Here is a 22,483-nt window from a genome sequence, read left to right as displayed (position 1 = left end):
ATCCGACGTCGACCCCCGATCGGGATCGGGGTCCGGACGCCCGCCACCACCCGCTCGGGGTCGGCAGCAGGCTCGGGGCCCGTCGCCCCGGATCCGGTCGCCGAAGCGGTACGGGTCGTCGTCCCGGCTCGGGGAAGCGGCGTCAGGGGCGTCCCGCGCGGACCCCCGTCCCGGCTCCGGAAGCGGCGTCAGGGGCGGTCCCGCGCGGACCCGAGGTGGGGCGCAGGGGACCCGGCAGCCCGGGCCGAGGATCGCCGGCCCGGCTGACCGCCCGGCCGGCCCGGGGTCACCGACCGGTCGGCCCGGGTTCGGGCGCCGACCCCGAGCCGCGGCCCGCTGAGGCTTGGGCCCGTGAGCCCGTAGCCCGGCGCGACCCGACCCCGCCCCGCCCCCGCCCCCGCAGTCCGCCTCCCGCGACCCCTCCCCGGCCGTCGGAATGCGGCCCGTGCGGGTCCGGGTCGATAGCGGGGGTCGGTATCCGCTAGGGTGGGGCCCAGCCCCTCACGTGGCGCTATCTCACCCAACTCCCCCAGGGCCGGAAGGCAGCAAGGGTAAGTGGGCTCTGGCGGGTGCGTGGGGGGCGCTTTGCGTTCCGGGCCGGGTCGCCGCGGCGGGTCCGGGGCGTCGGCGGGCCGCCGTTGTCGGCGGGCCCGGATAACCTCGTAGACGTGTCGTCCCTTGCGCTGTACCGCCGCTACCGCCCCGAGTCGTTCGCCGAGGTCATCGGGCAGGAGCATGTCACTGCCCCGCTGATGCAGGCCCTGCGCAACAACCGGGTCAATCACGCGTACCTGTTCAGCGGTCCGCGCGGCTGCGGGAAGACCACCAGCGCGCGCATCCTCGCCCGCTGCCTGAACTGCGAGAAGGGCCCCACGCCCGACCCGTGCGGGGAGTGCCAGTCCTGCCGCGACCTCGCCCGGAACGGCCCGGGCTCGATCGACGTCATCGAGATCGACGCCGCCTCGCACGGTGGTGTGGACGACGCCCGTGACCTGCGGGAAAAGGCGTTCTTCGGGCCGGCGTCGAGCCGCTACAAGATCTACATCATCGACGAGGCCCACATGGTCACCTCGGCGGGCTTCAACGCTCTGCTGAAGGTGGTCGAGGAGCCGCCGGAGCACCTCAAGTTCATCTTCGCCACGACCGAGCCCGAGAAGGTCATCGGCACCATCCGGTCGCGCACGCACCACTACCCCTTCCGGCTCGTCCCGCCCGGCACCCTGCGCGACTACCTCGGCGAGGTCTGCGGCCGTGAGGGCGCCACCGTCGAGGACGGCGTGCTGCCGCTGGTGGTGCGCGCCGGCGCCGGGTCGGTGCGTGACTCGATGTCCGTGATGGACCAACTCCTCGCCGGCGCCGCCGATGACGGTGTGACGTACGCCATGGCGACCTCCCTGCTCGGCTACACCGAAGCCTCCCTGCTCGACTCCGTCATCGACGCCTTCGCCGCCGGCGACGGGGCCGCCGCCTTCGAGGTCGTGGACCGCGTCGTGGAGGGCGGGAACGACCCGCGCCGCTTCGTCGCCGACCTGCTGGAGCGGCTGCGCGACCTGGTGATCCTGGCCGCCGTGCCCGACGCCGGGGAGAAGGGCCTCATCGACGCCCCGGCCGACGTCGTGGAGCGGATGCAGGCCCAGGCCTCCGTGTTCGGGGCCGCCGAGTTGTCGCGCGCCGCCGACCTGGTCAACACCGGCCTCACCGAGATGCGCGGGGCGACCTCGCCGCGGCTCCAGCTGGAGTTGATTTGCGCCCGGGTGCTGCTGCCGGCCGCCTTCGACGACGAACGGTCCTTCCAGGCCCGCCTCGACCGGCTGGAGCGCAGCGGACCCCCGGCCGGGGCGGCCGCCGCGTTCGCGGCCCCGCCCGCGATGGCCTACGTACCGGCTCCCGAGGCGCACGGCATGGCTCCGGCCGGTCCCGGCGGGGGCGTGGCCGCCGCGCGCGCCGCCGTACGCGCCGAGGAAGCGCCCGCTCCGGCCCCCGCGCGGGCCGCCCAGGCCCCCGCACCGCCCGCCGCAGCCCCCCAGGCCCCCCAGGCCCCCGTCGCCCCCACCCCGGCCCCCGGCGCCTGGCCCGGCGCCGCCCAGCCCGGCAGCGGGGCCCCCGGGGCCTGGCCCGGCGCCGCCGGCCCGGCCGCGCCCCCCGCAGCCGCCCCCGCAGCCGCCCCCGCAGCCGCCCAGGCCCCGGCCCCGGCTGCCGGTGCCTGGCCCAGCGCCGCCGCCCCCGGCAGCGGCGCGCAGCCGCCCGCCCCGGCCCCGTCCGCCCCCGCGTCCCGGTCGGCCGCCGCCGCCCCGGCCGCGCCCTCCCCCGGCATGGCCGCCGGCGCGGGTCAGGTCCAGGCGATGTGGCCCGGCGTCCTGGAGGCCGTCAAGAACCGGCGCCGCTTCACCTGGATCCTGCTCAGCCAGAACGCCCAGGTCACCGGCTTCGACGGGACCACCCTCCAGCTCGGCTTCCCCAACCCCGGCGCCCGCGACAACTTCGCGAGCAGCGGCAGCGAGGAGGTCCTGAAGGCGGTCCTGGCCGAGCAGTTCCAGGTCAACTGGAGGATCGAGGCCGTCATCGGCCAGGCCGGCGCCCCCACCCCCGTGGCGCAGGGCTCGTACGCGGGCCCGCCCGCCCCGGCCCACAACCCGCCGCCCGCGCAGCAGCCGCAGGCCCCCGCCGGGCCGCAGCAGTCGTACGAGCAGTCCCACCGGCCGACCCCCGAGCAGCAGCCCCCCGCGCACCAGGCGCCCCCGCCGGTGGCCCCCGAGGACGACGTCGCGGAGGCGGACGATCCGGACCTCGTGGAGAGCGCGCTGTCCGGCCACGACCTGATCGTGCGCGAGCTCGGAGCCACCGTTGTGGAGGAATACACGAATGAGTAGCGCCCCGTAGTTGGGTGGCCGCACGAAACCGGCCGCGCCGTCCGGGCTACCCTGGGCGGCGTGAAGGTCCTCGTCATCGGCGGCGGCGCCCGCGAACACGCCCTGTGCCGCTCTCTGTCCCTCGACCCCGACGTCAACGCGCTGTACTGCGCTCCCGGCAACGCCGGCATCGCCGAGGTGGCGGAGCTGCGCCCGGTCGACGCCCTCGACGGCGACGCCGTCGCCCGGCTCGCCGGCGAACTCGGCGCCGACCTGGTCGTCGTCGGCCCGGAGGCCCCGCTGGTCGCCGGCGTCGGCGACGCCGTCCGCGCGGCCGGCATCCCCGTCTTCGGCCCGTCCGCCGCGGCCGCCCGGCTGGAGGGGTCCAAGGCCTTCGCCAAGGACGTCATGGCCGCCGCCGGGGTCCCGACCGCGCGCAGCCACGTCTGCGCCACCCCGGACGAGGTGGACGAGGCCCTCGACGCCTTCGGCCCCCCGTACGTGGTCAAGGACGACGGCCTCGCCGCCGGCAAGGGCGTCGTCGTCACCGACGACCTGGCCACCGCCCGCGCCCACGCGCTGGCCTGCGACCGCGTCGTCATCGAGGAGTTCCTCGACGGCCCCGAGGTGTCCCTCTTCGCCATCACCGACGGCGTCACCGTGCTGCCGCTCCAGCCCGCGCAGGACTTCAAGCGCGCGCTCGACGGCGACGAGGGCCCCAACACCGGCGGCATGGGCGCCTACTCGCCGCTCCCGTGGGCCGACCCGAAGCTCGTCGACGAGGTGATGGAGCTGGTGCTCCAGCCCACCGTCGACGAACTGCGCCGTCGCGGCACCCCCTTCTCCGGACTGCTCTACGCGGGCCTGGCCCTCACCGGCCGCGGCACCCGGGTCATCGAGTTCAACGCCCGCTTCGGCGACCCCGAGACCCAGGTGGTCCTCGCCCGGCTGCGCACCCCGCTGGCGGGCGTCCTGCTCAACGCCGCCAACGGCACCCTGGACGCCGGATCCCCGCTCGCCTGGAGCGACGAGGCGGCCGTCACGGTCGTCATCGCCTCGCACAACTACCCGGAGACCCCGCGCACCGGCGACCCCATCGAGGGCCTGGCCGAGGTCGCGGAGCAGGACGGCCCCGACGCCTACGTGCTGCACGCCGGCACCCGGAGCGAGGGCGACGCGGTCCTCAGCGCCGGCGGTCGCGTGCTCTCCGTGACGGCGACCGGAACCGATCTGGCGCAGGCCCGCGAGAAGGCGTATAAGGCCGTCGCGCGCATCCGGCTCGACGGATCGCAGCACCGTACGGACATTGCGGCCAAGGCGGCCGAAGGCCGCTGACCGGCACGACAGCGACAAGGCGGGCCCGGGGCGCGAACGGTGCGCTCCGGGCCCGCGCGCATGTCCGCGTGCGACTGCATCCGGCCGCGTTCGAACGCACCCACCTTTACCCAAAGCCATTCCATCGGGTGATCGTCACCCGGACTGCCTGACGGCCGCCCCCGCCCCAACTAGGGTGCGGCGCAAGCATTCCGGCACATGGCCCACCGGCATTGCGATGTCGGTGGCGGGTGTCACAGTGGGGGAGTGAGCTACGCCGCCGCAGGGCAGAGGGGGTGAGGTCCGGCCGTGTCCGGAACAGGTTCGATCGCAGAAGTGGGCGCGCCCTCCGCGCGTTCACGGGCCCTCGCCGTGCTGCGGGTCCGCAGTAGGGCGCTGGCCGCCGTGCTGCTGCCCGCCGCCCTCGCGGTGGTCCTGGTGAGCGCCCGGATGACGGGCCGGCTGGTCGGGGATCCCTGGCCCGCTGTGACCCTGGTCGTCTGCGCGGTCGCCGTGCTGGTGCTGCTCGTGGGCGGAATCTTCGCCGCGGTGGTGCTGCGCGCCGGCCCCGCCGTGACACCGACGGTGCCCCTCTCCGAGGCCGCCGCGCCCGACCTCTACCGGCTCGTGCGCGATCTGGCCGACCGGATGGACGTGCCGGCGCCCTCGGCCATAGCCCTCACCCCGGACTGCGACAGCTGGCTGGAGGACCGTACGCACCCGGCCCACCGCCGCGCCGCCCCGGCTGCCGGACCCGAATCCGCGCCGGGCGCCGCTCCCGTGCTGGTGATCGGCTCCCCGTTCCTGTGGTGGATGCGCGTCGCCGAACTGCGCGCCGTCCTCGCCCCGGTCGTCGCCGGTACGGGCCCCTCCGCGCACCCGGACATAGCCGACGCGCGCGGCTTCGTCCGCGGGCTCGACGCCGCGGTGGACGTGGGCGGGCGTCGCGGCCTCGGCTGGATCGCGCCTCCCGCCCGGCTGCTGCTGCGGCTGTGCCGCACGGACGCCGCCGAGATGGAACGCGGCGTGGCCGCGGCCGCCTCCGACCGCGCCCACGGTGTGGACTACGGGCTGCGCATCATCGCCCAGGAACAGGTCGGCCTCGCCTACGCGGGCTGGGACCGGCTGCTGACCCGCGTCGCCCTGCCCGCCTGGCGGATGGGTCGCTGGCCGGCGCACCTCGACGCCGGGGTGGTCTCGGCCCTGACCGAACTGTCCCGCCGGGACCGGCTGGCCGACGGCTTCACCTCGCGCCTCGGCGACCGGCCCGCCTGCGACCTGCTGGAACAGCCCGGCGCGATCGACGAGGCCACCTCGCTGTTGGCCGCCCGGCTCTTCCACGGCGGCCCCGCCGAGACCGGCCCGGACTGGTCGCCGGTGGACTGGACGGCGTACCCGGAGGAGGTCGTGGACCGCAAGTGGCGTACGGAGGCGGCCCGACTGCACACCGCGCTGGACTCCCTGTCCGTCCCCGCGGGCCCGCCCACGGGCACGCCGCCCACCGACTCCCGGCACCCCGACGAACCCCGTCCCGCCGCACCGCACCCCGCCGAGCCCCGTCCCGCCGAGCCCCGTCCCGTGAGCCCCGCCGCCCCGGTCGGCGTGCCCGCCGGGGCGACCGCGGCCGCCTCCGCCGCCCCGAAGGCGTACGCCTCCGCGACCGCCCCACCGGCGGCCCCGCCGGCCTCCGCCGCCCCCGCCCCGACCCCGACCGGCGACGCCTTCGACGGCCCCACCCTCGAACGGGTCCTGGGCCACCTGACCGACCCGGCCGGCGACTGCGTCGCCGCCGAGGCCCTCGCCGGCCGGCTCAGCGGCGACCTGGCCCGCGAGGAGCACGCCGCGGGCAGCCGCGTCGCGGACGCCGCCAAGGCCCGGGGCGCCGACACGGTGCCGCTGTTCCCGCTCCAGCCGCCGCGCAGCGGCCGGGACCTGCTCGCCGACCACGTCACGGCCCTGGTCTGCTGCGCCGCAGTGGACTCGGCCGGCGCCGGCCCGGGCCTGGACTGGCTGGACGGCCCGGTCCTGCTGGTCGGCGGCGAACGCCGCTCCGACCTCGCCCCCCGGGTGCTGTCCCTCGTGGAGGATGGCGATCCCGGCCCCCTGCGCGACTGGCTCGCCGAACTCGGCGTCCGCCCGGACAAGCCGGTCCGCCTGGTCTGACCCGTGCCCGGCGAACCGCCCCCGGGCCCTGCCCGGCACGGCCCCGCCCCTCCCGGCACGGCCCTGCCCTGCCCGGCCCCGCCCTGCCCGGCACGGCCCGGCACCCGGATCCGTACGACGACGACGTCCCGACGCAGGCCAGAACCCGCCATCGGCCCCCGCGCACCCCGCGCCCGAGCCCGCCGCGTCCCGCCCGCCGGCGCCCCCCGAAAGCCACCCCGACCACCCCAATCCGACCCACCCAAGCGGGGGCAGCCCTTCCACTCCTGCTTTCGGGCCCGTTAATTCGCGACGAACGGTGACGGGCTGCGTGCGTAATGTGATGTGCTGGGACCGGTACCGGCAGGTGTCCGAAAGCTGTCGTGCACCGAGGCGAGGGAAGACGCGTTCGGGGGAGCGAGGGAGGGGAGCGGAATGGGTGCGGACCAGATCCGGCGTTGGGAGTCAGGTGCGCTCGCGCACGCGGTGAACGACCCCTTCGGGCAGGGACCCCTGCCCTGGTTCCGGGGCAGCGAGCTCTACTACGACGACTCCGGCCAGGTCGTCCCCTGGTACGTCGACCCGGCCGTCGCCGCCGGCCAGATCCCGCGCGCCCGCTCCGGCGGCCCCCGTACCGCCGACGACGTGCACCGCCAGATCAAGGGCTTCGCCTCCACCGGAGCCGTCTCCCCCGGCGAGGCCATCGACTTCCACATCACCGTCGACCCGCCCCAGCAGTTCTCGGTCGACGTGTACCGGATCGGCCACTACGCCGGCGACGGCGCCTTCAAGATCACCACGAGCCCGCGGCTGTCCGGCATCGTCCAGCCGCCCCCGCTCGCCGCCGACCGCACGGTCTCCTGCCACCACTGGTGGCTGTCGTGGCGGCTCCAGGTCCCCTCGTACTGGACGGTCGGGGCCTACGTCGCCGTCCTCACCACCGCCGACGGCTACCGCTCGCACATCCCCTTCACGGTCCGCGACGACCACCCCGCCGACCTCCTGCTCCTGCTGCCCGACATCACCTGGCAGGCCTACAACCTCTACCCCGAGGACGGCCGCAACGGCGCCAGCCTCTACCACGCCTGGGACGAGGAGGGCCGGCTGCTCGGCGAGCGCGACGCCGCCGTCACCGTCTCCTTCGACCGCCCCTACGCGGGCGCCGGCCTGCCCCTGCACGTCGGTCACGCCTACGACTTCATCCGCTGGGCCGAGCGCTACGGCTACGACCTCGCCTACGCCGACACCCGCGACCTGCACGCCGGCCGCGTCGACCCCACCCGCTACCGCGGCCTGGTCTTCCCCGGCCACGACGAGTACTGGTCGGCGCCCATGCGCCGCACCGTCGAGCGGGCCCGCGACCACGGCACCTCCCTCGTCTTCCTGTCCGCCAACACCATGTACTGGCAGGTCGAGCTCGGCCCCTCGGCCTCCGGCGTGGCCGACCGGCTCCTGACCTGCCGCAAGCGCCGGGGCCCGGGCCGGCCCAGCCTCTGGCGCGAGGTGGACCGCCCCGAACAGCAACTGCTCGGCATCCAGTACGCGGGCCGCGTGCCCGAGCCGGCGCCGCTGATCGTCCGCAATTCCACGCACTGGCTGTGGGACTCGACCGGAGCCGTCGAGAACGATGAGCTGGCCGGCCTCGTGGCGGGCGAGGCCGACCGGTACTTCCCGCGCACCCAACTCCCCGAGCACCAGGCCCGGATCCTGCTCGCGCACTCCCCGTACCTGGACACCGAGGGCGCCAAGCGCCACCAGGAGACCTCCCTCTACCGGGCGCCCAGCGGGGCCCTGGTCTTCGCCTCCGGCACCTTCGCCTGGTCCCCGGCCCTGGACCGCCCCGGCCACGTCGACGAGCGCGTCCAGCGCGCCACCGCCAACCTCCTCGACCGGATCTGCAAGCGCGACTGACCCCGCGCCGCGAGCGCGACTGACCCCGCGCCGCGAGCGCGACTGACCCCGCGCCGCGAGCGCGACCGACCCCGCGCCGCGAGCGCGACGGACCCCGCGCCGCACAGCGCGACCGACACCGGGCCGCAGAGCGCCACCGACCCCGCCGGTGGCCCCCCCCCGGGCCGGGCACGGGGCCCGGTGCGGGAGAATGGGCACGCGCTCGTACAGAACCACAGGGAGACCCCGTGTCCGGATTCGTCGAAAAGCCCGAGCCGGTCCAGGTGCCCGGCCTCGTCCACCTCCACACCGGCAAGGTCCGCGACCTCTACCGCGACGAGGACGGCCGGCTCGTCATGGTCGCCAGCGACCGCATCTCCGCCTTCGACTGGGTGCTGCCTTCCGAGATCCCGGACAAGGGCCGCGTCCTGACCCGGCTGTCCCTGTGGTGGTTCGACCAGCTCGCGGACCTCGTCCCGAACCACGTGATCAGCACCGAGCTGCCCGCCGGCGCCCCCGCCGACTGGGCCGGCCGCACCCTGATCTGCCAGAACCTCGACATGGTCCCGGTCGAGTGCGTGGCCCGCGGCTACCTCACCGGATCCGGCCTCGCCGAGTACGAGCAGACCCGCACCGTCTGCGGACTCGCCCTCCCCGAGGGCCTCGTCGACGGCTCCGAGCTGCCCGCCCCGATCTTCACCCCGGCCGCCAAGGCCGAGGTCGGCCAGCACGACGAGAACGTCTCCTACGAGGAGGTCGCCCGCACCACCGGTCCCGAGACGGCCGCGCTGCTGCGCCAGGCCACCCTGGCCGTGTACGGACGGGCCCGCGACATCGCCCGCGAGCGCGGCATCCTCCTCGCGGACACCAAGTTCGAGTTCGGCTTCGACGCCGACGGCGTCCTGGTCGCGGCCGACGAGGTCCTCACCCCGGACTCGTCCCGCTTCTGGCCCGCCGACCTGTGGGAGCCGGGCCGCGCGCAGCCGTCCTTCGACAAGCAGTTCGTCCGCGACTGGCTGAAGTCCCCCGCCTCCGGCTGGGACCCCAAGGGCGAACTCCCGCCGCCCGCGCTGCCGCAGGAGGTCGTCGACCGGACCCGCGCCAAGTACGTCGAGGCGTACGAGCGGCTCACCGGCCTGTCCTGGACCTGACCCCTGCTCCCGGACCCGGGCGGAGCCCCGGGTCCGGGCCCGGGGGAGCGCCAAAGGCCCCGAGTACGCCAAGGGCCCCGGGGTACGAGGAAGGCCCCGATCGATGATCGGGGCCTTCGTCAACTGAGCGGACAACGCGACTCGAACGCGCGACATCCACCTTGGCAAGGTGGTGCTCTACCAACTGAGCTATGTCCGCCTGTGCGCCGTGGCGCGAGGACAACTATACCCAACCCCGCTCGCGTGCGAGACGCACGGCCGTGTGCCGGTTCTCGGCTCCCAGCTTCGTCGCCGCCGAGGACAGGTAGTTCCGTACGGTCCCCTGCGAGAGCGAGGCCCGCTCCGCGATCTCGGCGATCGGCGCCCCGTCCGCCGCGAACTCCAGCACCTCGGCCTCCCGGGCCGTCAGCGGCGAGTCCCCCGCGCTGATCGCGTCGGCCGCCAACTCCGGATCCACGTAACGCCCTCCGCCGTGCACGGTGCGGATCAGCTCGGCCAGCCGCTGCGCCGACACCGTCTTCGGCGCGAAGGCGCGCACCCCGGCCGCCAGGGCCCGCTTCAGGTGCCCGGGCCGGCCGTGACTGGTCACGATCATGGTCTTGCAGTCGGGGAGTTCGGACCGCAGCGCTGTGGCCACGCTCACACCGTCCGCCCCCGGCATCTGGAGGTCCAGGACCGCCACGTCGGGCCGGTGCGCCCGCGCCATGGCCAGCGCCTCCGGTCCCGAAGCCGCCTCGGCGACGACCACCAGGTCGTCCTCCAGACCCAGCAGCGCGGCCAGCGCGCCCCGGATCAGGTGCTCGTCGTCCGCCAGCAGTACTCGTACGGGGTTCACGCCCGCGCCTCCACTCGTCGCGCTTCCGGGCCGGGAACCTCGGCCCGCAGTCGGAACAGGCCGCCGCCGGCCGGTCCCGCCAACAGGGTCCCGCCCACCGCCGCGAGCCGCTCGCGCAGCCCGGCGAGGCCGGAGCCGGGCGGCCCGGCCGGGGTGTCGGGCGCCCCGTCGTTCTCCACCAGCAGGGTCACCGGGCCCGCGCCCTCCGGAACCGTCAGCCGGATCAGGCAGCTGCGCGCGTCCCCGTGCCGCAGCACGTTCGTCGTCGCCTCGCGGACCACCCAGCCCAACGCCGACTGCACCTCGCCCGGCAGCGTCCGCCCCCGCGGCCCCAACTCGACGCGGCAGTCCATGCCGGCCGCGCTGAGCACCCCGCGCGCGCCCTCCAGCTCCACCGCGAGGTCCGCCTCCCGGTAGCCGCGCACGACGTCGCGGACCTCCCGCTGGGACTCGCGGGCGATCTGCTGCACCTCGATCATCTGGTCCACCGCCTCCGGGCGCTCCCGCCGCGCCAACTGCACCGCGAGCTCGCTCTTCAGGGCGATCACCGCGAGGTTGCGGCCCATCACGTCGTGCAGGTCCCGGCCGAACCGCAGCCGCTCCTCGGCGACCGCCAGCTGGGCCTGGAGCTCCCGGGCGTGGTCCAGTTCGTAGACGGTCTTCAGCAGCCACCGGGAGAACCCGCAGGTGAAGGTCAGCAACAGGCTGACGATCAGGTACCCGACGGCCAACCCGAAGGAGTCCGGCACTGGTTGCCCGGTCGCCAGACCCATGGCGGCCACCGCGACCCCGCCGGCGGGCGCCAGCAGCAGCATGTGGCGGACCTTGACCAGCGTCAGCGTCAGCGCACCGGAGGCGAAGGCCATCGTGTTGATCACGAGGGTGGGGACGACGTTCTCGTGGGTGATCAGCCCGGCGGACCGCAGGGCCATCATGGCCACGCAGATCGCGGCGGTGAGCGCCACCAGCGCCACCGTGATCCGCAGCGGGCGGTTCCGGCGGCCCAGCGCCCAGTCCAGCGCGCGGGAGGACAGCAGTCCGCACAGCGCGACCTGCGCGGCCAGCGGCAGCGCCAACACGGCGGTGAGTGTCCCGCCGCCCTGGGGCGCGAGCCCCATCAGCACCGCGAAGGCCTCGACCGCCATGAAGAAGTGGAACGACCAGCGCGTGTACAGCTCGACCTTCGCCGCGCTGCTGCGGTCCTTCCACCATCCGGTCAGCTTCGACACGTCGTCCCCACGTCCCCCGTCGTACGCGCTAGCGGCGCGGTTCCCAACGGAACCACCGCTGGACAGCAAACACGGTCACCATGATCCAGGCCACCGTGACGGCCGCGGCCGTCAGGAGGTCCCCGCCCGTCGCGCCGGCGTCCCAACCGGCTCGTACGAGGGTCATCACCCCGCTGAGCGGCAGCAGTTCGCACACCGTGGCCATCGCGTCGGGCAGCGAGTCCAGCGGGACGAACAGCCCCGAGCCGAGCGCGGTCAGCAGGAACAGCGGCAGCGTCGTGATCCCGGCGGTCTCGACGTTGCGGGTGACGGCACTGGTGGCGGCGGCCATCCCGGCGAGCAGCGGCAGCGCGGCGAGCACGCCCCCGACCAGCGGCAACGGGCGGTCCGGCGCGGGCGCGTCGAGCACGGCCGCCCCGGCCAGGGCGAGGGCGCCGATCTGCGCGAGGGCGATGACGGCGGCGGGCAGCGCGGTCCCGGCGAGGATCTCCAGGTCGCCGGCCTCGCCGGTGCGCAGCCGCTTCAGGACGAGCTCCTCGCGCCGGGCGACGTAGGCGGAGACCAGGTTCATGTAGACGACGAGCAGCAGCACCATCCCGATGCCGCCGGTCAGCGTGGCCACGGCCACCGAGCCCACGGTGTCGGCGCTCAGGGTCGAACGCAGGACGAAGACCATCATCACCGGCATGAGCAGGGCCACGCTCAGGGCGGCCCGGTTGCGCACCAGCAGCGTCAGTTCGGAGCGGCCGAGCGCGGTCAGCCGGCCGGGGTTCAGGGTCGGCGTGCTCATCGGGTCCCCGCCATCAGGTCGTCGTGGTTGTGGCCGTGGTTGTGGCCGTGGTCGTCGCCGGCGCCGCCGGCGGAGAACGCCCCGGCCTCGCGCCGGCTCCGTGCGATGTCCAGGAAGGCCTCCTCCAGGGAGGCGGAGCGGGCGTCGAGCCCGCCCAGTTCGACCCCGGAGTCGTGCGCCCAGCGCAGCAGTTCGCCGAGCGCCCCCTGGAGTCGGTCGGTACGGATCTCCACCCGCGGCCCGTCCGCCGCCGCCCGCAGCCCCAGCGGGAGCCGCCCGGCGGGCACCCCGGCCGGCAGGGTGAAACGGATCCGGGACGGCCGGGTCGCCGTCACCTCGGCGGGGGTGCCGGTCAGCACGAGCTCCCCCTCGTGCAGGATCGCCAGCCGGTCCGCGAGGGCCTCGGCCTCCTCCAGGTAGTGCGTGGTCAGCAGCACCGTGGTGCCCTGCGCCCGCAGTTCCCGTACGAGGGCCCAGGTGTCCCGGCGCCCCTCCGGGTCCATGCCGGTGGTCGGCTCGTCCAGGAACAGCACCTCGGGCCGCCCCAGCAGGGCCAGCGCCAGGTCCAGCCTCCGCCGCTCGCCCCCGGACAGCTGCTTGACCCTTACGGAGGCCCGCGCGCCCATCCCGACCAGCTCCAGCACCTCCGCGGCCGGCCGGGCCCCGGAGGTGACCCCGCTCCACATCCGGACGGTTTCGGCGACGGACAGGTCCGAGGGGAAGCCGCCCTCCTGGAGCATGACGCCGGTCCGCGGCCGGACCTCGCTCCGCCGGGCGTACGGGTCCAGGCCGAAGACGCGGACCCGCCCGCCGGTCGGCGCGCTCAGCCCCTCCAGCAGTTCCACCGTGGAGGTCTTGCCGGCTCCGTTGGTGCCGAGCAGCGCGAAGATCTCGCCGCGGGCCACCGAGAAGGAGACGCCCCGCACCGCCTCGAACCCGCCGGTGTAGCCGCGGCGCAGTCCCTCTGCCTGGATCACTGTGTCGGTCATGTCCCCAGCCTCGTGGCGGCCGGCCGGGCCGGTCAGTGCGCGCTGTCACGGCTCCCGATGACATTTGTCATCGCTGGTGATCCACACCACACGGCCCCCGGAACGGGGAACGGGACCGGGAACGGAAGGGGGGTATGACAAAGGCCCCGATCAAGGATCGGGGCCTTCATTCGCTGAGCGGACGACGCGACTCGAACGCGCGACATCCACCTTGGCAAGGTGGTGCTCTACCAACTGAGCTACGTCCGCATGCTTGCACGACACGAGTGCCGTGGGCTGCGAGCATCACTCTACCTGATCCACAACCGTGGCCGGTAAAGCGTGCAGAGCGGGTGACAGGGATCGCACACTGCGCCTCCCCCCTGGAAGGGGGGTGTTCTGCTACTGAACTACACCCGCACGACTTCGGGTTCCGGCCTTCCGGCTGGCCCCTCGGCGTGATCCACACATTAGCCGATCGGTGGGGGTGCTTGGCAAATCCGCTCTCAGTGGGCTGCGTTGTACGCCTCGTAGACCCGCTTGGGGATCCGTCCGCGGGGCGGCACGTCGTGCTGGTTGGCCCGGGCCCAGGCGCGGACGACCGCCGGATCGGGGGCCACCGATGTGTGCCGGAACACCTTCCCGGAACGGGACTGGCGACGGCCGGCGGCCACGAAGGGGGCCAGGCCCTTCCGCAGTTTCTTTGCGTTGGCCGCATTGAGGTCGATCTCGTAAGACTTACCGTCCAGAGCGAACACGACCGTTTCCGCCGCTTCCCCGCCGTCGAGGTCGTCGGAGAGCGTGACTACTACGTGCTGCGCCACGGATATCGGTCCCTTCGTACGCGGTCACCACCCGTTGACGTGCGGTGATGTCGCGTGTGTGGATGTTTCGGTGGAATGCATCAAACCGCCGGAATCCCGGCAGATTCCTTTGTACCGTGATTCTCATTGAATAGCGAAGCCCAGTTAATTCTCCCCGCGTGTCCCGCCGCAATGCCGGGTGCGTGGTTTTCCGGTGGATTTTGCGAAGCGTTGGTGAAGCCGAAACGACGGGATGATCGGCGGCATCCGATATCTACCCGCGTAGAAATTTTGGCCGGGTACGCTGATGGAACCGCCTTCGCACCAACCACCACACGGGAGTGCCAGTGGCACGCGTCGTAGTCGACGTCATGCTCAAGCCGGAGATCCTCGACCCCCAGGGCCAGGCGGTGCAGCGTGCACTGCCGCGTCTGGGCTTCGAGGGGATCGCCGACGTCCGCCAGGGGAAGCGCTTCGAACTGGAGGTGGAGGGACCGGTCGACCAGGCCGCCCTCGACCGCATCCACAAGATGGCCGAAACCTTCCTCGCCAACACCGTCATCGAAGACTTCACCGTCCGCGTCGAGACCGTGAAGGTCGAGGCCTGACGGTGACCACTCGCATCGGAGTCGTCACGTTCCCCGGAACGCTCGACGACCGTGACTCGCTGCGCGCCATCCGCCTCGCGGGGGCCGAGCCGGTCTCGCTCTGGCACCGCGACAAGGACCTGCACCAGGTCGACGCGGTCGTCCTCGCGGGCGGCTTCTCCTACGGGGACTACCTGCGCGCCGGGGCCATCTCCCGCTTCTCGCCGGTCATGGAGACCATCATCGAGCAGGCCAGGGGCGGCATGCCCGTCCTCGGCATCTGCAACGGCTTCCAGGTCCTCACCGAGGCCCACCTGCTGCCGGGGGCGATGCTCCGCAACAACCACCTCCACTTCATCTGCCGCGACCAGACGCTGCGGGTGGAGAACGCGGAGACCGCGTGGACCGGCGACTACGCCGTCGGCCAGGAGATCTCCGTCCCGCTCAAGAACATGGACGGCCGCTACACCGCCGACGAGCGCACGCTCGACGAACTGGAGGCCGAAGGCCGGGTGGCCTTCCGGTACGTGGACGTCAATCCGAACGGTTCGCTGCGCGACATCGCCGGCATCACCAACGCCGCGGGCAACGTCGTCGGCCTCATGCCGCACCCCGAGCACGCGGTCGAGCCGCTGATCGGGACGGGCCGCACCGACGGCCTCCCGTTCTTCACGTCGGTCCTGAAGAAGCTGGTCAGCGCATGAGCCTCGATACCGTCAAGAACGCCACCGGCACCCCGGACGCCGCGCAGCCCTGGAAGGAACTCGGCCTCAAGGAGGACGAGTACGCGCGCATCCGCGAGATCCTCGGCCGCCGCCCCACGGGCGCCGAGCTCGCCATGTACTCCGTCATGTGGTCCGAGCACTGCTCGTACAAGAGCAGCAAGGTCCACCTGAAGCAGTTCGGCGAGAAGGTCCCGCAGAACGACGCCATGCTCGTCGGCATCGGCGAGAACGCGGGCGTCGTCGACGTCGGCCAGGGCTACGCGGTCACCTTCAAGGTCGAGTCGCACAACCACCCCTCGTACATCGAGCCCTACCAGGGCGCGGCCACGGGCATCGGCGGCATCGTCCGCGACATCCTCGCGATGGGCGCCCGCCCGGTCGCCGTCGTGGACCCGCTGCGCTTCGGCGCGGCCGACCACCCCGACACCAAGCGCGTCCTGCCGGGCGTCGTCGCCGGCATCGGCGGCTACGGCAACTGCCTGGGCCTGCCCAACATCGGCGGCGAGGTCGTCTTCGACGCCTGCTACCAGGGCAACCCGCTCGTGAACGCCGGCTGCATCGGCGTCATGAAGCACGAGGACATCCACCTCGCCAAGGCCTCCGGGCCCGGCAACAAGGTCATCCTCTACGGCGCCCGCACGGGCGGCGACGGCATCGGCGGCGTCTCGGTCCTCGCGTCCGAGACCTTCGACGCCGCGTCCGACAGTGCCGATGGCACGGGCAAGCCGAAGAAGCGCCCCGCCGTCCAGGTCGGCGACCCCTTCCAGGAGAAGCTCCTCATCGAGTGCACCCTGGAGATCTTCAAGGAGAAGCTGGTCGCCGGCATTCAGGACCTCGGCGGCGCCGGGCTCTCCTGCGCCACGTCCGAACTGGCCTCGGCCGGTTCCGGCGGCATGCGCGTCGAGCTGGACACCGTGCCGCTGCGCGACGCGACGCTCTCGCCCGAGGAAATCCTCATGAGCGAGTCGCAGGAGCGCATGTGCGCGATCGTCGAGCCGCAGCACGTCGCGCGCTTCATGGAGATCTGCGAGAAGTGGGACGTCATCGCCACCGTCATCGGTGAGGTGACCGAGGGCGAGCAGCTGGAGATCTACTGGCACGGCGAGCTCATCGTGGACGTGCCCCCGGGCACCGTCGCCCACGAGGGCCCGACCTACCACCGCCCGTACGCGCGTCCCTCCTGGCAGGACGCCCTCCAGGCCGACGACGCGGGCAAGCTGCCCCGTCCGCAGACCTCCGAGGAGCTCCGCGCGCAGGTCCTGGCGCTGGTGTCGTCCCCGAACCAGGCCTCGAAGTCCTGGATCACCGACCAGTACGACCGGTTCGTGCAGGGCAACACGGTGCTCTCGCAGCCCGAGGACGCGGGCATGGTCCGCATCGACGAGGAGACCAACCTCGGCGTGGCCATGGCCACCGACGGCAACGGCCGGTTCGCCAAGCTCGACCCGTACACGGGCGCGCAGCTGGCGCTGGCCGAGGCGTACCGCAACGTCGCCGCGACCGGTGCGAAGCCGCTCGCGATCTCCGACTGCCTGAACTTCGGCTCCCCCGAGGACCCGGACGTCATGTGGCAGTTCGCCGAGGCCACCCGCGGCCTCGCGGACGGCTGCCTGGAGCTGGGTACCCCGGTGACCGGCGGCAACGTCTCGCTGTACAACCAGACCGGCGAGACCGCGATCCACCCGACCCCGGTCGTGGCGGTCCTCGGCGTGATCGACGACGTCAACCGCCGCACGCCGATGGCGTTCGCGGAGGCCGGTCAGCTGCTGTACCTGCTCGGCGACACCGCCGAGGAGTTCGGCGGCTCGGCCTGGTCGCAGGTCGTCCACGACCACCTCGGCGGCCTGCCGCCGAAGGTGGACCTGGGTCGCGAGAAGCTGCTCGGCGAGATCCTGATCTCCGCCTCGCGCGACGGCATGGTCGACGCGGCGCACGACCTGTCCGACGGCGGCGTGATCCAGGCGCTCACCGAGTCCTGCCTGCGCGGCGGCAATGGTGCGCGGATCGTGGTCCCCGAGGGCCTGGACGCGTTCACCTTCCTGTTCTCCGAGTCCGCGGGCCGCGCCATCGTGGCCGTCCCGCGCAGCGAGGAACTCCGGTTCACCGACATGTGCGGTGCCCGGGGTCTGCCGGCCGCCCGCATCGGTGTGGTCGACGGCGACGCGATCGAGGTCCAGGGCGAGTTCACCCTCCCGCTGGCCGAGCTCCGCGAGGCCCACGAGGCGACGATCCCGGCGCTGCTCGCCTGATCCCGCCCGCCCGCTCCACGTACGAGCCCCCGTCCGGACACCGTCCGGGCGGGGGCCCGTACGTTCCCGGGGCCACCTGTTGTACGGAGCGCCCCCAACAGCCCGGCCGACGAGGCCCCCGGCCCCGACCCCGCTCGGGGCCTGCCCTTGCCCCGGCGCGGCGTCGACGTCCCGGCCGGGGGCGAGACCTTCGACGCCGGAGCCGGCCGGGCGATCCGGCCGTAGCGATTCCGTGGCACGCCCGGCATCCGCGCCCACGGGGGGCGTCCGCATACTGACGCCGTGAGTGACTTCGTCAAGTACCTGCCGCCCACGGCCATACCCGTGGGCGGCGCCCCCGCATGGAAGGCCGCCGACGCCGAACGCTGGCTCGCGGCCCGCGTCCCCGCCGTCCTCGGGCCCGTCGCCGGAGGCTGGATCCTCCTGCCCCTGATCCTGTGCGCGGTCGTCCTGCTCGCCTGGAACACCCCCGAGGACACCTCCGTCGGCACCGAATGGGCCGGCTACCCGGCGGCCGTCCTGCTGCTGGCCCTCCCCGCCTGGTACCGGTTCCTGCCCGGTGCCACCGCCGTCGCCGCACCGCTCATCGCCCTGGACGCGGTCCTCGTCCTCGGCGAACTCGCCCCGGACGACGCCGCCGGCCGCGCCGGCGCGGGGCTGATCCTCGTCGTCTCCGTCCTCGCCCTCACCGGCGCCCTGCTGCGGCTGCGCTCCCGCGGGATCCAGCGGGCCCTGATCCTGGAGGCGGCCGGCGACGCCCGGAGTCCGCTGCCGGCCGGCCTCCCGGACAGCCACCGCACCCGCGGCCGCACGATGCTCCTGACCGGCGCCCCGCTCTGCGCGCTCGCGGCGGCCCTGCTCCTGACCGCCCTCGCCCAGGACCTCAACGCGCCCCCGGGACAGCCCTACGACGCCACCGGGCAACAGGTCCTCGCCCTGCTGCTGCTCGTCCCCGGCACCCCGTTGCTCGGCCGCGGCGTCACGGCCGGCGGCGCCGCCCGCCGGCTCCACCCGGGCCCGCAGCCCGTGCTGCGCGTCGGCGTCCGCCGCTCCGCGGACACGGTCTGGATCCTCCCCGACGCCCGGACCCCCACCGCCCCGCCGCTGGTCGCCTTCCGCAACCGCTTCGACGACAGCTACTCCGCCGGCCCCGGCCGCATCCTCGTGGGCGGCCCGTCGGAGCGGCTGCGCGCCGAGCACCACGACATCGACCCGGACGCCGAACCGTACGAGGCCCTGCTGTACGGCGTGCCCCGCGAAGGCGCCGAGGTCGTCCTGGAGTACGCCGTCAACACCCACGACGGCCGCGTCGTCACCCGGTACACGGCCGCCCCCCTCATGCCGTTCCGCCGCCACGGCCTGCGCCCGTGGCGACCGGCCGGCGCCTCGTACGCCCAGCGGCGCGAGGAGCGGGCCGCGCGCCGCCGCGAGGAGCGCTCCGCGTCGTCCTCCGGGGGCTGCGGCTCCTCCGGCGGCTGCGGGAGCAGTTGCGGCAGCGGCTGCGGCGGGGGTTGCGGCGGCGACTGACGCCTCCCGGCCCGCGGGGCCGGCCCCCGAGTAGGGTCGGCCCATGCCGCCTGGGAAGAAGAAGCCGCGCACGTACGACCCCGCCAGGATCCGTACGGCCGTCACCACGCAGTTCGGGCACGTCGCCGCAGCCGTACGGGGCCTGACGCCGGAGCAGCTCGCCCGGTCCAGCGGGCTCGGCGACTGGACCGTGGCCGACCTCGCCGCCCACGTCGCCTGGATCGCCGACTCGCTCGCGGCCGGCCTGGCCCGGCCGCCCGCCGCCGTCGCCGAACTCCCCGCCGTCGAATGGCCCTTCGCCACCGCCTCCCTCGCCGGGAAGATCTCCGAGGCCGCCCGCGAAACCCTGGACGGCGCCCCGCTGCCCGAGCTGTACGAGACGGCCGCCGCCCGACTGGCCGCGCAGCTGGAACGCAACGCGGGCAGCCGGGTGCTGGACCTGTGGATCGGCGACATGACCCTCGCCGACTTCCTCGTCACCCGCACCGTCGAGCTGGTCGTCCACACCGACGACCTGAACCGGGCCGTCGGCCTGGACATCCCCCTCGACCGGCAGGCGCTGGCCGCCTGCACCCGGCTGCTCGCCGACGCGCTCGCGGTCAAGGCACCCGGCGGCTCGGTGGAGGTACGGATCCCGCCGTTCGCGGTGGTCCAGTGCGTCGCCGGTCCCCGCCACACCCGCGGTACCCCGCCCAACGTGGTGGAGACCGACCCGCTCACCTGGATCCGGCTCGCCACCGGCCGCACCGGCTGGGCCGAGGCCCTGGACTCCGCGCGGGTCAGCGCCAGTGGGGAACGCGCCGACCTGGCGGCCCTGCTCCCGCTGATGAGCTGACCCGGCGGGCCGGGGGAACCGTCCGGCCGCCCGGCCCGTCCCAGGAGCATGCGTACCCTCAGGCACCTCACGACCGGCCTGGCCCTCCTCGGCCTCGCCGCCTGCGGCCAGTCCGCGCAGAGCGGTTCCGACCCGCTCCCCGACCCCACGGGCTCCTGGGCCGTCGAGTCCCTGACCACCGGCGGCCGGACCCTGCACGCGCCCGCCGCCGCCCGCGTCGACCTCGGCCCCGACGAGGCCACCGGCAACTACGGCTGCAACGGCTTCACGGCCCGGATCGCCCGCGACGGCGCCTCCGTCCTCATCGTCACGCCCGGCCGGAGCACCACGATGGCCTGCGAGAACATGGAGTTCGAGACGGCCTTCGCGAAACTGCTCACCGGCCGCCTCACCCTCGACCGCGGCCCCGACCGGCTGACCCTGAGGACCGCCGACGGGAGCACCATCGCCATGAGCTCCAAGCCCCCGGTCCCCGACGCCCCCCTCGTCGCGACCCACTGGAGCGTCGACTCCCTGATCGACGGGCAGAGCGTGTCCTCCCTCGCCCCCGAGGCGGCGGGCCGGGCCCGGTTCACCCTCGCCGCCGACGGCGCCGCGAGCGGCAACCTCGGCTGCAACCGGTTCAGCGCGCCCGCCACCGTCGACGGCCCCTCGCTCACCTTCGGGCCGCTCACCGCGACCCGGATGGCCTGCGCGGGACCGACCGGCGAGGTCGAGCGGGCGCTGACCGCCCTGCTCGGCAGCGGCCCGCTCGCCTGGAAGGTCCAGGGCACCTCCCTCACCCTCACGGCCCCCGACGGCAAGGGTCTCGGCGCCAAGGCGGTCACGGCCGTCGAGTGACGGCCCGCCGCCCCGCCCGGCGCCCCGCCCGGTGGCTCAGGCCGGGTACGGCAGCAGGCCCGCGTCGGTCTTCTCCCACGCCGCCCGCAGCTGCGCCAGCCGGGCCGGCTCCACGGCTGCCTTGTCGGCCTGCTCCCTGATGTCCCCGGCCAGGTTGAACAGCTGGTCCCGGCCCGACCTGCCCCGGTAGTACTTCCAGTCGCCGCGCCGCAGCGCCCGCTCCCCGCGCACCCGCCAGAAGATGTCCCGCTCGGCCGGCTTCTCGCCCCGCAGCAGGTACCCGGCCAGGCTCACCCCGTCCAGCGGGTACGCGCGGTGCGGGCGGGTACCGGCCAGCTCCAGCAGCGTCGCCGTCCAGTCCGGGCTGAACACCGGGACGTGGCTAACCTGGCCGCCGTCCACCCGGGCCGGCCAGCGCAGGATGTTCGGCACCCGGATCCCGCCCTCCTGGAGCGAGGCCTTGTTGCCCGACAGCGGCCAGTTGTACGAGAACCGCTCGCCGCCGTTGTCGCTGGAGAACACGACCACCGTGTTGTCCTCCTGCCCGGAGCGCTTCAGCGCCCTGAGCACCTCACCGATCGACCGGTCCAGGTCCTCCACCAACTGCTTGTACTTCTCGACCGAACCGCCGTCCTGGTGCCACAGCGCCCGCCCGTCGCCCGCCTTGATCCGCCGGACGATCTCGGTGCTCTCCTTCGTGTCCCCCTCGGCGATCCACGGCCAGTGCGGGGTGGTGAAGTTGAGGTTCAGCAGCCACGGCTTGCCGTCGTGGTCGCGGGAGACGTACTCGCTCGCCCGCTCGGTCAGCACCTTCGTGTAGTACCGCAGGTCCTTGTACTCGGCGTCGCCCTCGTACAGGTCGTACTCGCCGCCCAGACCCAGCTTCGAGTAGTACTCCAGCGCCCCGCCGAAGTTCCCGAAGAACTCGTCCCAGCCCGACCGGGTCGGGCTGTAGTCCGGCAGGTACCCCGCGTGCCACTTGCCGATCAGCGCCGTGGCGTACCCCGACTCCTTCAGCAGCGAGGCCAGCGTCGGGTGCGTCGGCTCCAGCCCCACCGACTTGTCGGCGATCGGCTCGGCCAGCCCGCCCTTCGTACGGGCCGGGTAGCGCCCGGTGTACAGGCTGAAGCGGGTCGGCGAGCAGGTCGCGGAGCCCGAGTAGGCATCGGTGAACCGCACGCCCTGGCGGGCGAGACGGTCCAGGTTCGGGGTCTTGATGTGGGGCGAACCGTACGAGGACAGGTCCGACCAGCCGAGGTCGTCACCCAGGATGAACAGGACGTTCGGGCGCCTCGACCGCCGCCCCCGGGCGGCCCTGAACTCCCGCTCCTCGGGTCCGGCGTGCTCCGCCCCGGCGGCCGCGGCCGGGCCCGCGCCCAGCCCCACCGCGGCGGCGGCCGCGCTCACCCCGACCGCGCCGCCGAAGGCACGCCGGGACAGGTTCGATTCGTACGAAGACACAGGTACTCCAAGGCATGGCCGACCGGCCTGCCCGGGGCGGCGCGGGACGGCGCACGGCACGGCGGGGCGGGCTCGGTCAGGACGGGAGGGCAGAGCGGAAGGGGTCGGCGCGCGGCGTCACAACAGCGGTCGGTGCGACGGGAGGAGCCGGAAGGAGGGAACACGCGCGCCGCGGCGCGCGGCGATGCCTACGCGCAGCCGCGACAGATGGCGCTGGCGACACGGACCAGGTCCACGTGTCGGCGCTCGACGAGGGTGACGGAGCGGTCACCGGAAGGCTGCATGGAT

General features: G+C 74.1%; 18 protein-coding genes, 3 tRNA genes and 1 other RNA gene. 12 read left to right on the top strand and 10 right to left on the bottom strand.

Features of this window, described 5'->3' with window-relative positions; genetic code table 11:
• Window positions 1-492: 492 nt before the first annotated feature.
• The 6 genes from ffs to ACZ4XJ_RS13940 all read left to right on the top strand — a co-directional run bounded on the left by ffs (window position 493) and on the right by ACZ4XJ_RS13940 (window position 9,346).
• Window positions 493-591: signal recognition particle sRNA small type (ffs, locus tag ACZ4XJ_RS13965), an RNA gene on the top strand.
• Window positions 592-668: 77 nt separating this feature from the next.
• On the top strand, window positions 669-2,870 hold the full coding sequence (locus ACZ4XJ_RS13960; RefSeq protein WP_468496305.1) for a DNA polymerase III subunit gamma and tau: 2,202 nt from the start codon (window positions 669-671) through the stop codon (window positions 2,868-2,870).
• A gap of 60 nt (window positions 2,871-2,930) precedes the next feature.
• On the top strand, window positions 2,931-4,184 hold the full coding sequence (gene purD / locus ACZ4XJ_RS13955; protein WP_362874996.1) for a phosphoribosylamine--glycine ligase: 1,254 nt from the start codon (window positions 2,931-2,933) through the stop codon (window positions 4,182-4,184).
• Window positions 4,185-4,472: 288 nt separating this feature from the next.
• On the top strand, window positions 4,473-6,326 hold the full coding sequence (locus tag ACZ4XJ_RS13950) for a M48 family metalloprotease (RefSeq protein WP_468496304.1): 1,854 nt from the start codon (window positions 4,473-4,475) through the stop codon (window positions 6,324-6,326).
• Window positions 6,327-6,740: 414 nt separating this feature from the next.
• A complete protein-coding gene (locus ACZ4XJ_RS13945; RefSeq protein ID WP_468496303.1) occupies window positions 6,741-8,216 on the top strand; it encodes a N,N-dimethylformamidase beta subunit family domain-containing protein in 1,476 nt (491 codons plus the stop codon).
• 227 nt (window positions 8,217-8,443) lie between these two features.
• On the top strand, window positions 8,444-9,346 hold the full coding sequence (locus tag ACZ4XJ_RS13940) for a phosphoribosylaminoimidazolesuccinocarboxamide synthase (protein ID WP_362874993.1): 903 nt from the start codon (window positions 8,444-8,446) through the stop codon (window positions 9,344-9,346).
• A 126-nt stretch (window positions 9,347-9,472) separates the two neighbouring features.
• Here the strand turns inward: ACZ4XJ_RS13940 and ACZ4XJ_RS13935 are convergent.
• From ACZ4XJ_RS13935 to ACZ4XJ_RS13900, 8 genes are all read right to left on the bottom strand, one after another.
• A tRNA-Gly gene (locus ACZ4XJ_RS13935) sits at window positions 9,473-9,545 on the bottom strand.
• A gap of 24 nt (window positions 9,546-9,569) precedes the next feature.
• The gene (locus tag ACZ4XJ_RS13930; protein ID WP_281208694.1) at window positions 9,570-10,181 is read right to left on the bottom strand and encodes a response regulator; all 612 of its coding nucleotides are present in this window, start codon (window positions 10,179-10,181) and stop codon (window positions 9,570-9,572) included.
• Complete coding sequence (locus ACZ4XJ_RS13925) at window positions 10,178-11,410, bottom strand: sensor histidine kinase (protein WP_468496302.1); 1,233 nt, start codon at window positions 11,408-11,410, stop codon at window positions 10,178-10,180. Before ACZ4XJ_RS13925 ends, ACZ4XJ_RS13930 begins: the two co-directional genes overlap by 4 nt.
• Window positions 11,411-11,438: 28 nt before the next feature.
• Window positions 11,439-12,200: an ABC transporter permease gene (locus tag ACZ4XJ_RS13920; RefSeq protein WP_468496301.1), complete on the bottom strand. Its 762-nt coding sequence runs from the start codon at window positions 12,198-12,200 to the stop codon at window positions 11,439-11,441.
• Entirely contained in the window at window positions 12,197-13,189 is a 993-nt protein-coding gene (locus tag ACZ4XJ_RS13915; RefSeq protein ID WP_468496300.1) for an ABC transporter ATP-binding protein, read from the bottom strand. The genes ACZ4XJ_RS13920 and ACZ4XJ_RS13915 overlap by 4 nt, the downstream gene beginning before the upstream one ends.
• Before the next feature lie 176 nt (window positions 13,190-13,365).
• Window positions 13,366-13,438 (bottom strand) — tRNA-Gly (locus ACZ4XJ_RS13910).
• 78 nt (window positions 13,439-13,516) lie between these two features.
• Window positions 13,517-13,588, bottom strand: a tRNA-Gly gene (locus ACZ4XJ_RS13905).
• 86 nt (window positions 13,589-13,674) lie between these two features.
• Entirely contained in the window at window positions 13,675-13,992 is a 318-nt protein-coding gene (locus ACZ4XJ_RS13900) for a histone-like nucleoid-structuring protein Lsr2 (protein ID WP_362874989.1), read from the bottom strand.
• 326 nt (window positions 13,993-14,318) lie between these two features.
• Between ACZ4XJ_RS13900 and purS the strand changes: the two genes are divergently transcribed.
• The 6 genes from purS (at window position 14,319) to ACZ4XJ_RS13870 (ending at window position 20,734) form a co-directional block, all read left to right on the top strand.
• Complete coding sequence (purS, locus tag ACZ4XJ_RS13895) at window positions 14,319-14,579, top strand: phosphoribosylformylglycinamidine synthase subunit PurS (RefSeq protein WP_362874988.1); 261 nt, start codon at window positions 14,319-14,321, stop codon at window positions 14,577-14,579.
• Window positions 14,580-14,581: 2 nt separating this feature from the next.
• On the top strand, window positions 14,582-15,262 hold the full coding sequence (gene purQ, locus ACZ4XJ_RS13890) for a phosphoribosylformylglycinamidine synthase subunit PurQ (RefSeq protein WP_362874987.1): 681 nt from the start codon (window positions 14,582-14,584) through the stop codon (window positions 15,260-15,262).
• Complete coding sequence (gene purL, locus ACZ4XJ_RS13885; RefSeq protein WP_362874986.1) at window positions 15,259-17,532, top strand: phosphoribosylformylglycinamidine synthase subunit PurL; 2,274 nt, start codon at window positions 15,259-15,261, stop codon at window positions 17,530-17,532. Before purQ ends, purL begins: the two co-directional genes overlap by 4 nt.
• A 282-nt stretch (window positions 17,533-17,814) precedes the next feature.
• Window positions 17,815-19,059, top strand: coding sequence for a hypothetical protein (locus ACZ4XJ_RS13880; protein WP_362874985.1), 1,245 nt, complete (start codon window positions 17,815-17,817; stop codon window positions 19,057-19,059).
• Between the two features lie 43 nt (window positions 19,060-19,102).
• Complete coding sequence (locus ACZ4XJ_RS13875; protein ID WP_362874984.1) at window positions 19,103-19,894, top strand: maleylpyruvate isomerase family mycothiol-dependent enzyme; 792 nt, start codon at window positions 19,103-19,105, stop codon at window positions 19,892-19,894.
• A gap of 48 nt (window positions 19,895-19,942) precedes the next feature.
• Window positions 19,943-20,734, top strand: a complete 792-nt coding sequence (locus ACZ4XJ_RS13870; protein WP_468496299.1) for an META domain-containing protein — start codon at window positions 19,943-19,945, stop codon at window positions 20,732-20,734.
• 36 nt (window positions 20,735-20,770) lie between these two features.
• Here ACZ4XJ_RS13870 and ACZ4XJ_RS13865 read toward each other — a convergent pair whose 3' ends face one another.
• Both ACZ4XJ_RS13865 and ACZ4XJ_RS13860 read right to left on the bottom strand, forming a co-directional pair.
• Window positions 20,771-22,195 carry a sulfatase-like hydrolase/transferase gene (locus tag ACZ4XJ_RS13865; protein WP_468496298.1) on the bottom strand — a complete coding sequence of 475 codons (1,425 nt, stop codon included), beginning with the start codon at window positions 22,193-22,195 and terminating at the stop codon, window positions 20,771-20,773.
• A 188-nt stretch (window positions 22,196-22,383) separates the two neighbouring features.
• On the bottom strand, window positions 22,384-22,479 hold the full coding sequence (locus ACZ4XJ_RS13860; RefSeq protein ID WP_362874981.1) for a putative leader peptide: 96 nt from the start codon (window positions 22,477-22,479) through the stop codon (window positions 22,384-22,386).
• Window positions 22,480-22,483 lie beyond the last annotated feature (4 nt).

The sequence above is a fragment of the Streptomyces sp. NPDC029836 genome, from assembly GCF_055574495.1.
Note: the sequence above shows the minus strand (reverse complement) of the source record. Positions and strands in the feature narration are given on the sequence as shown.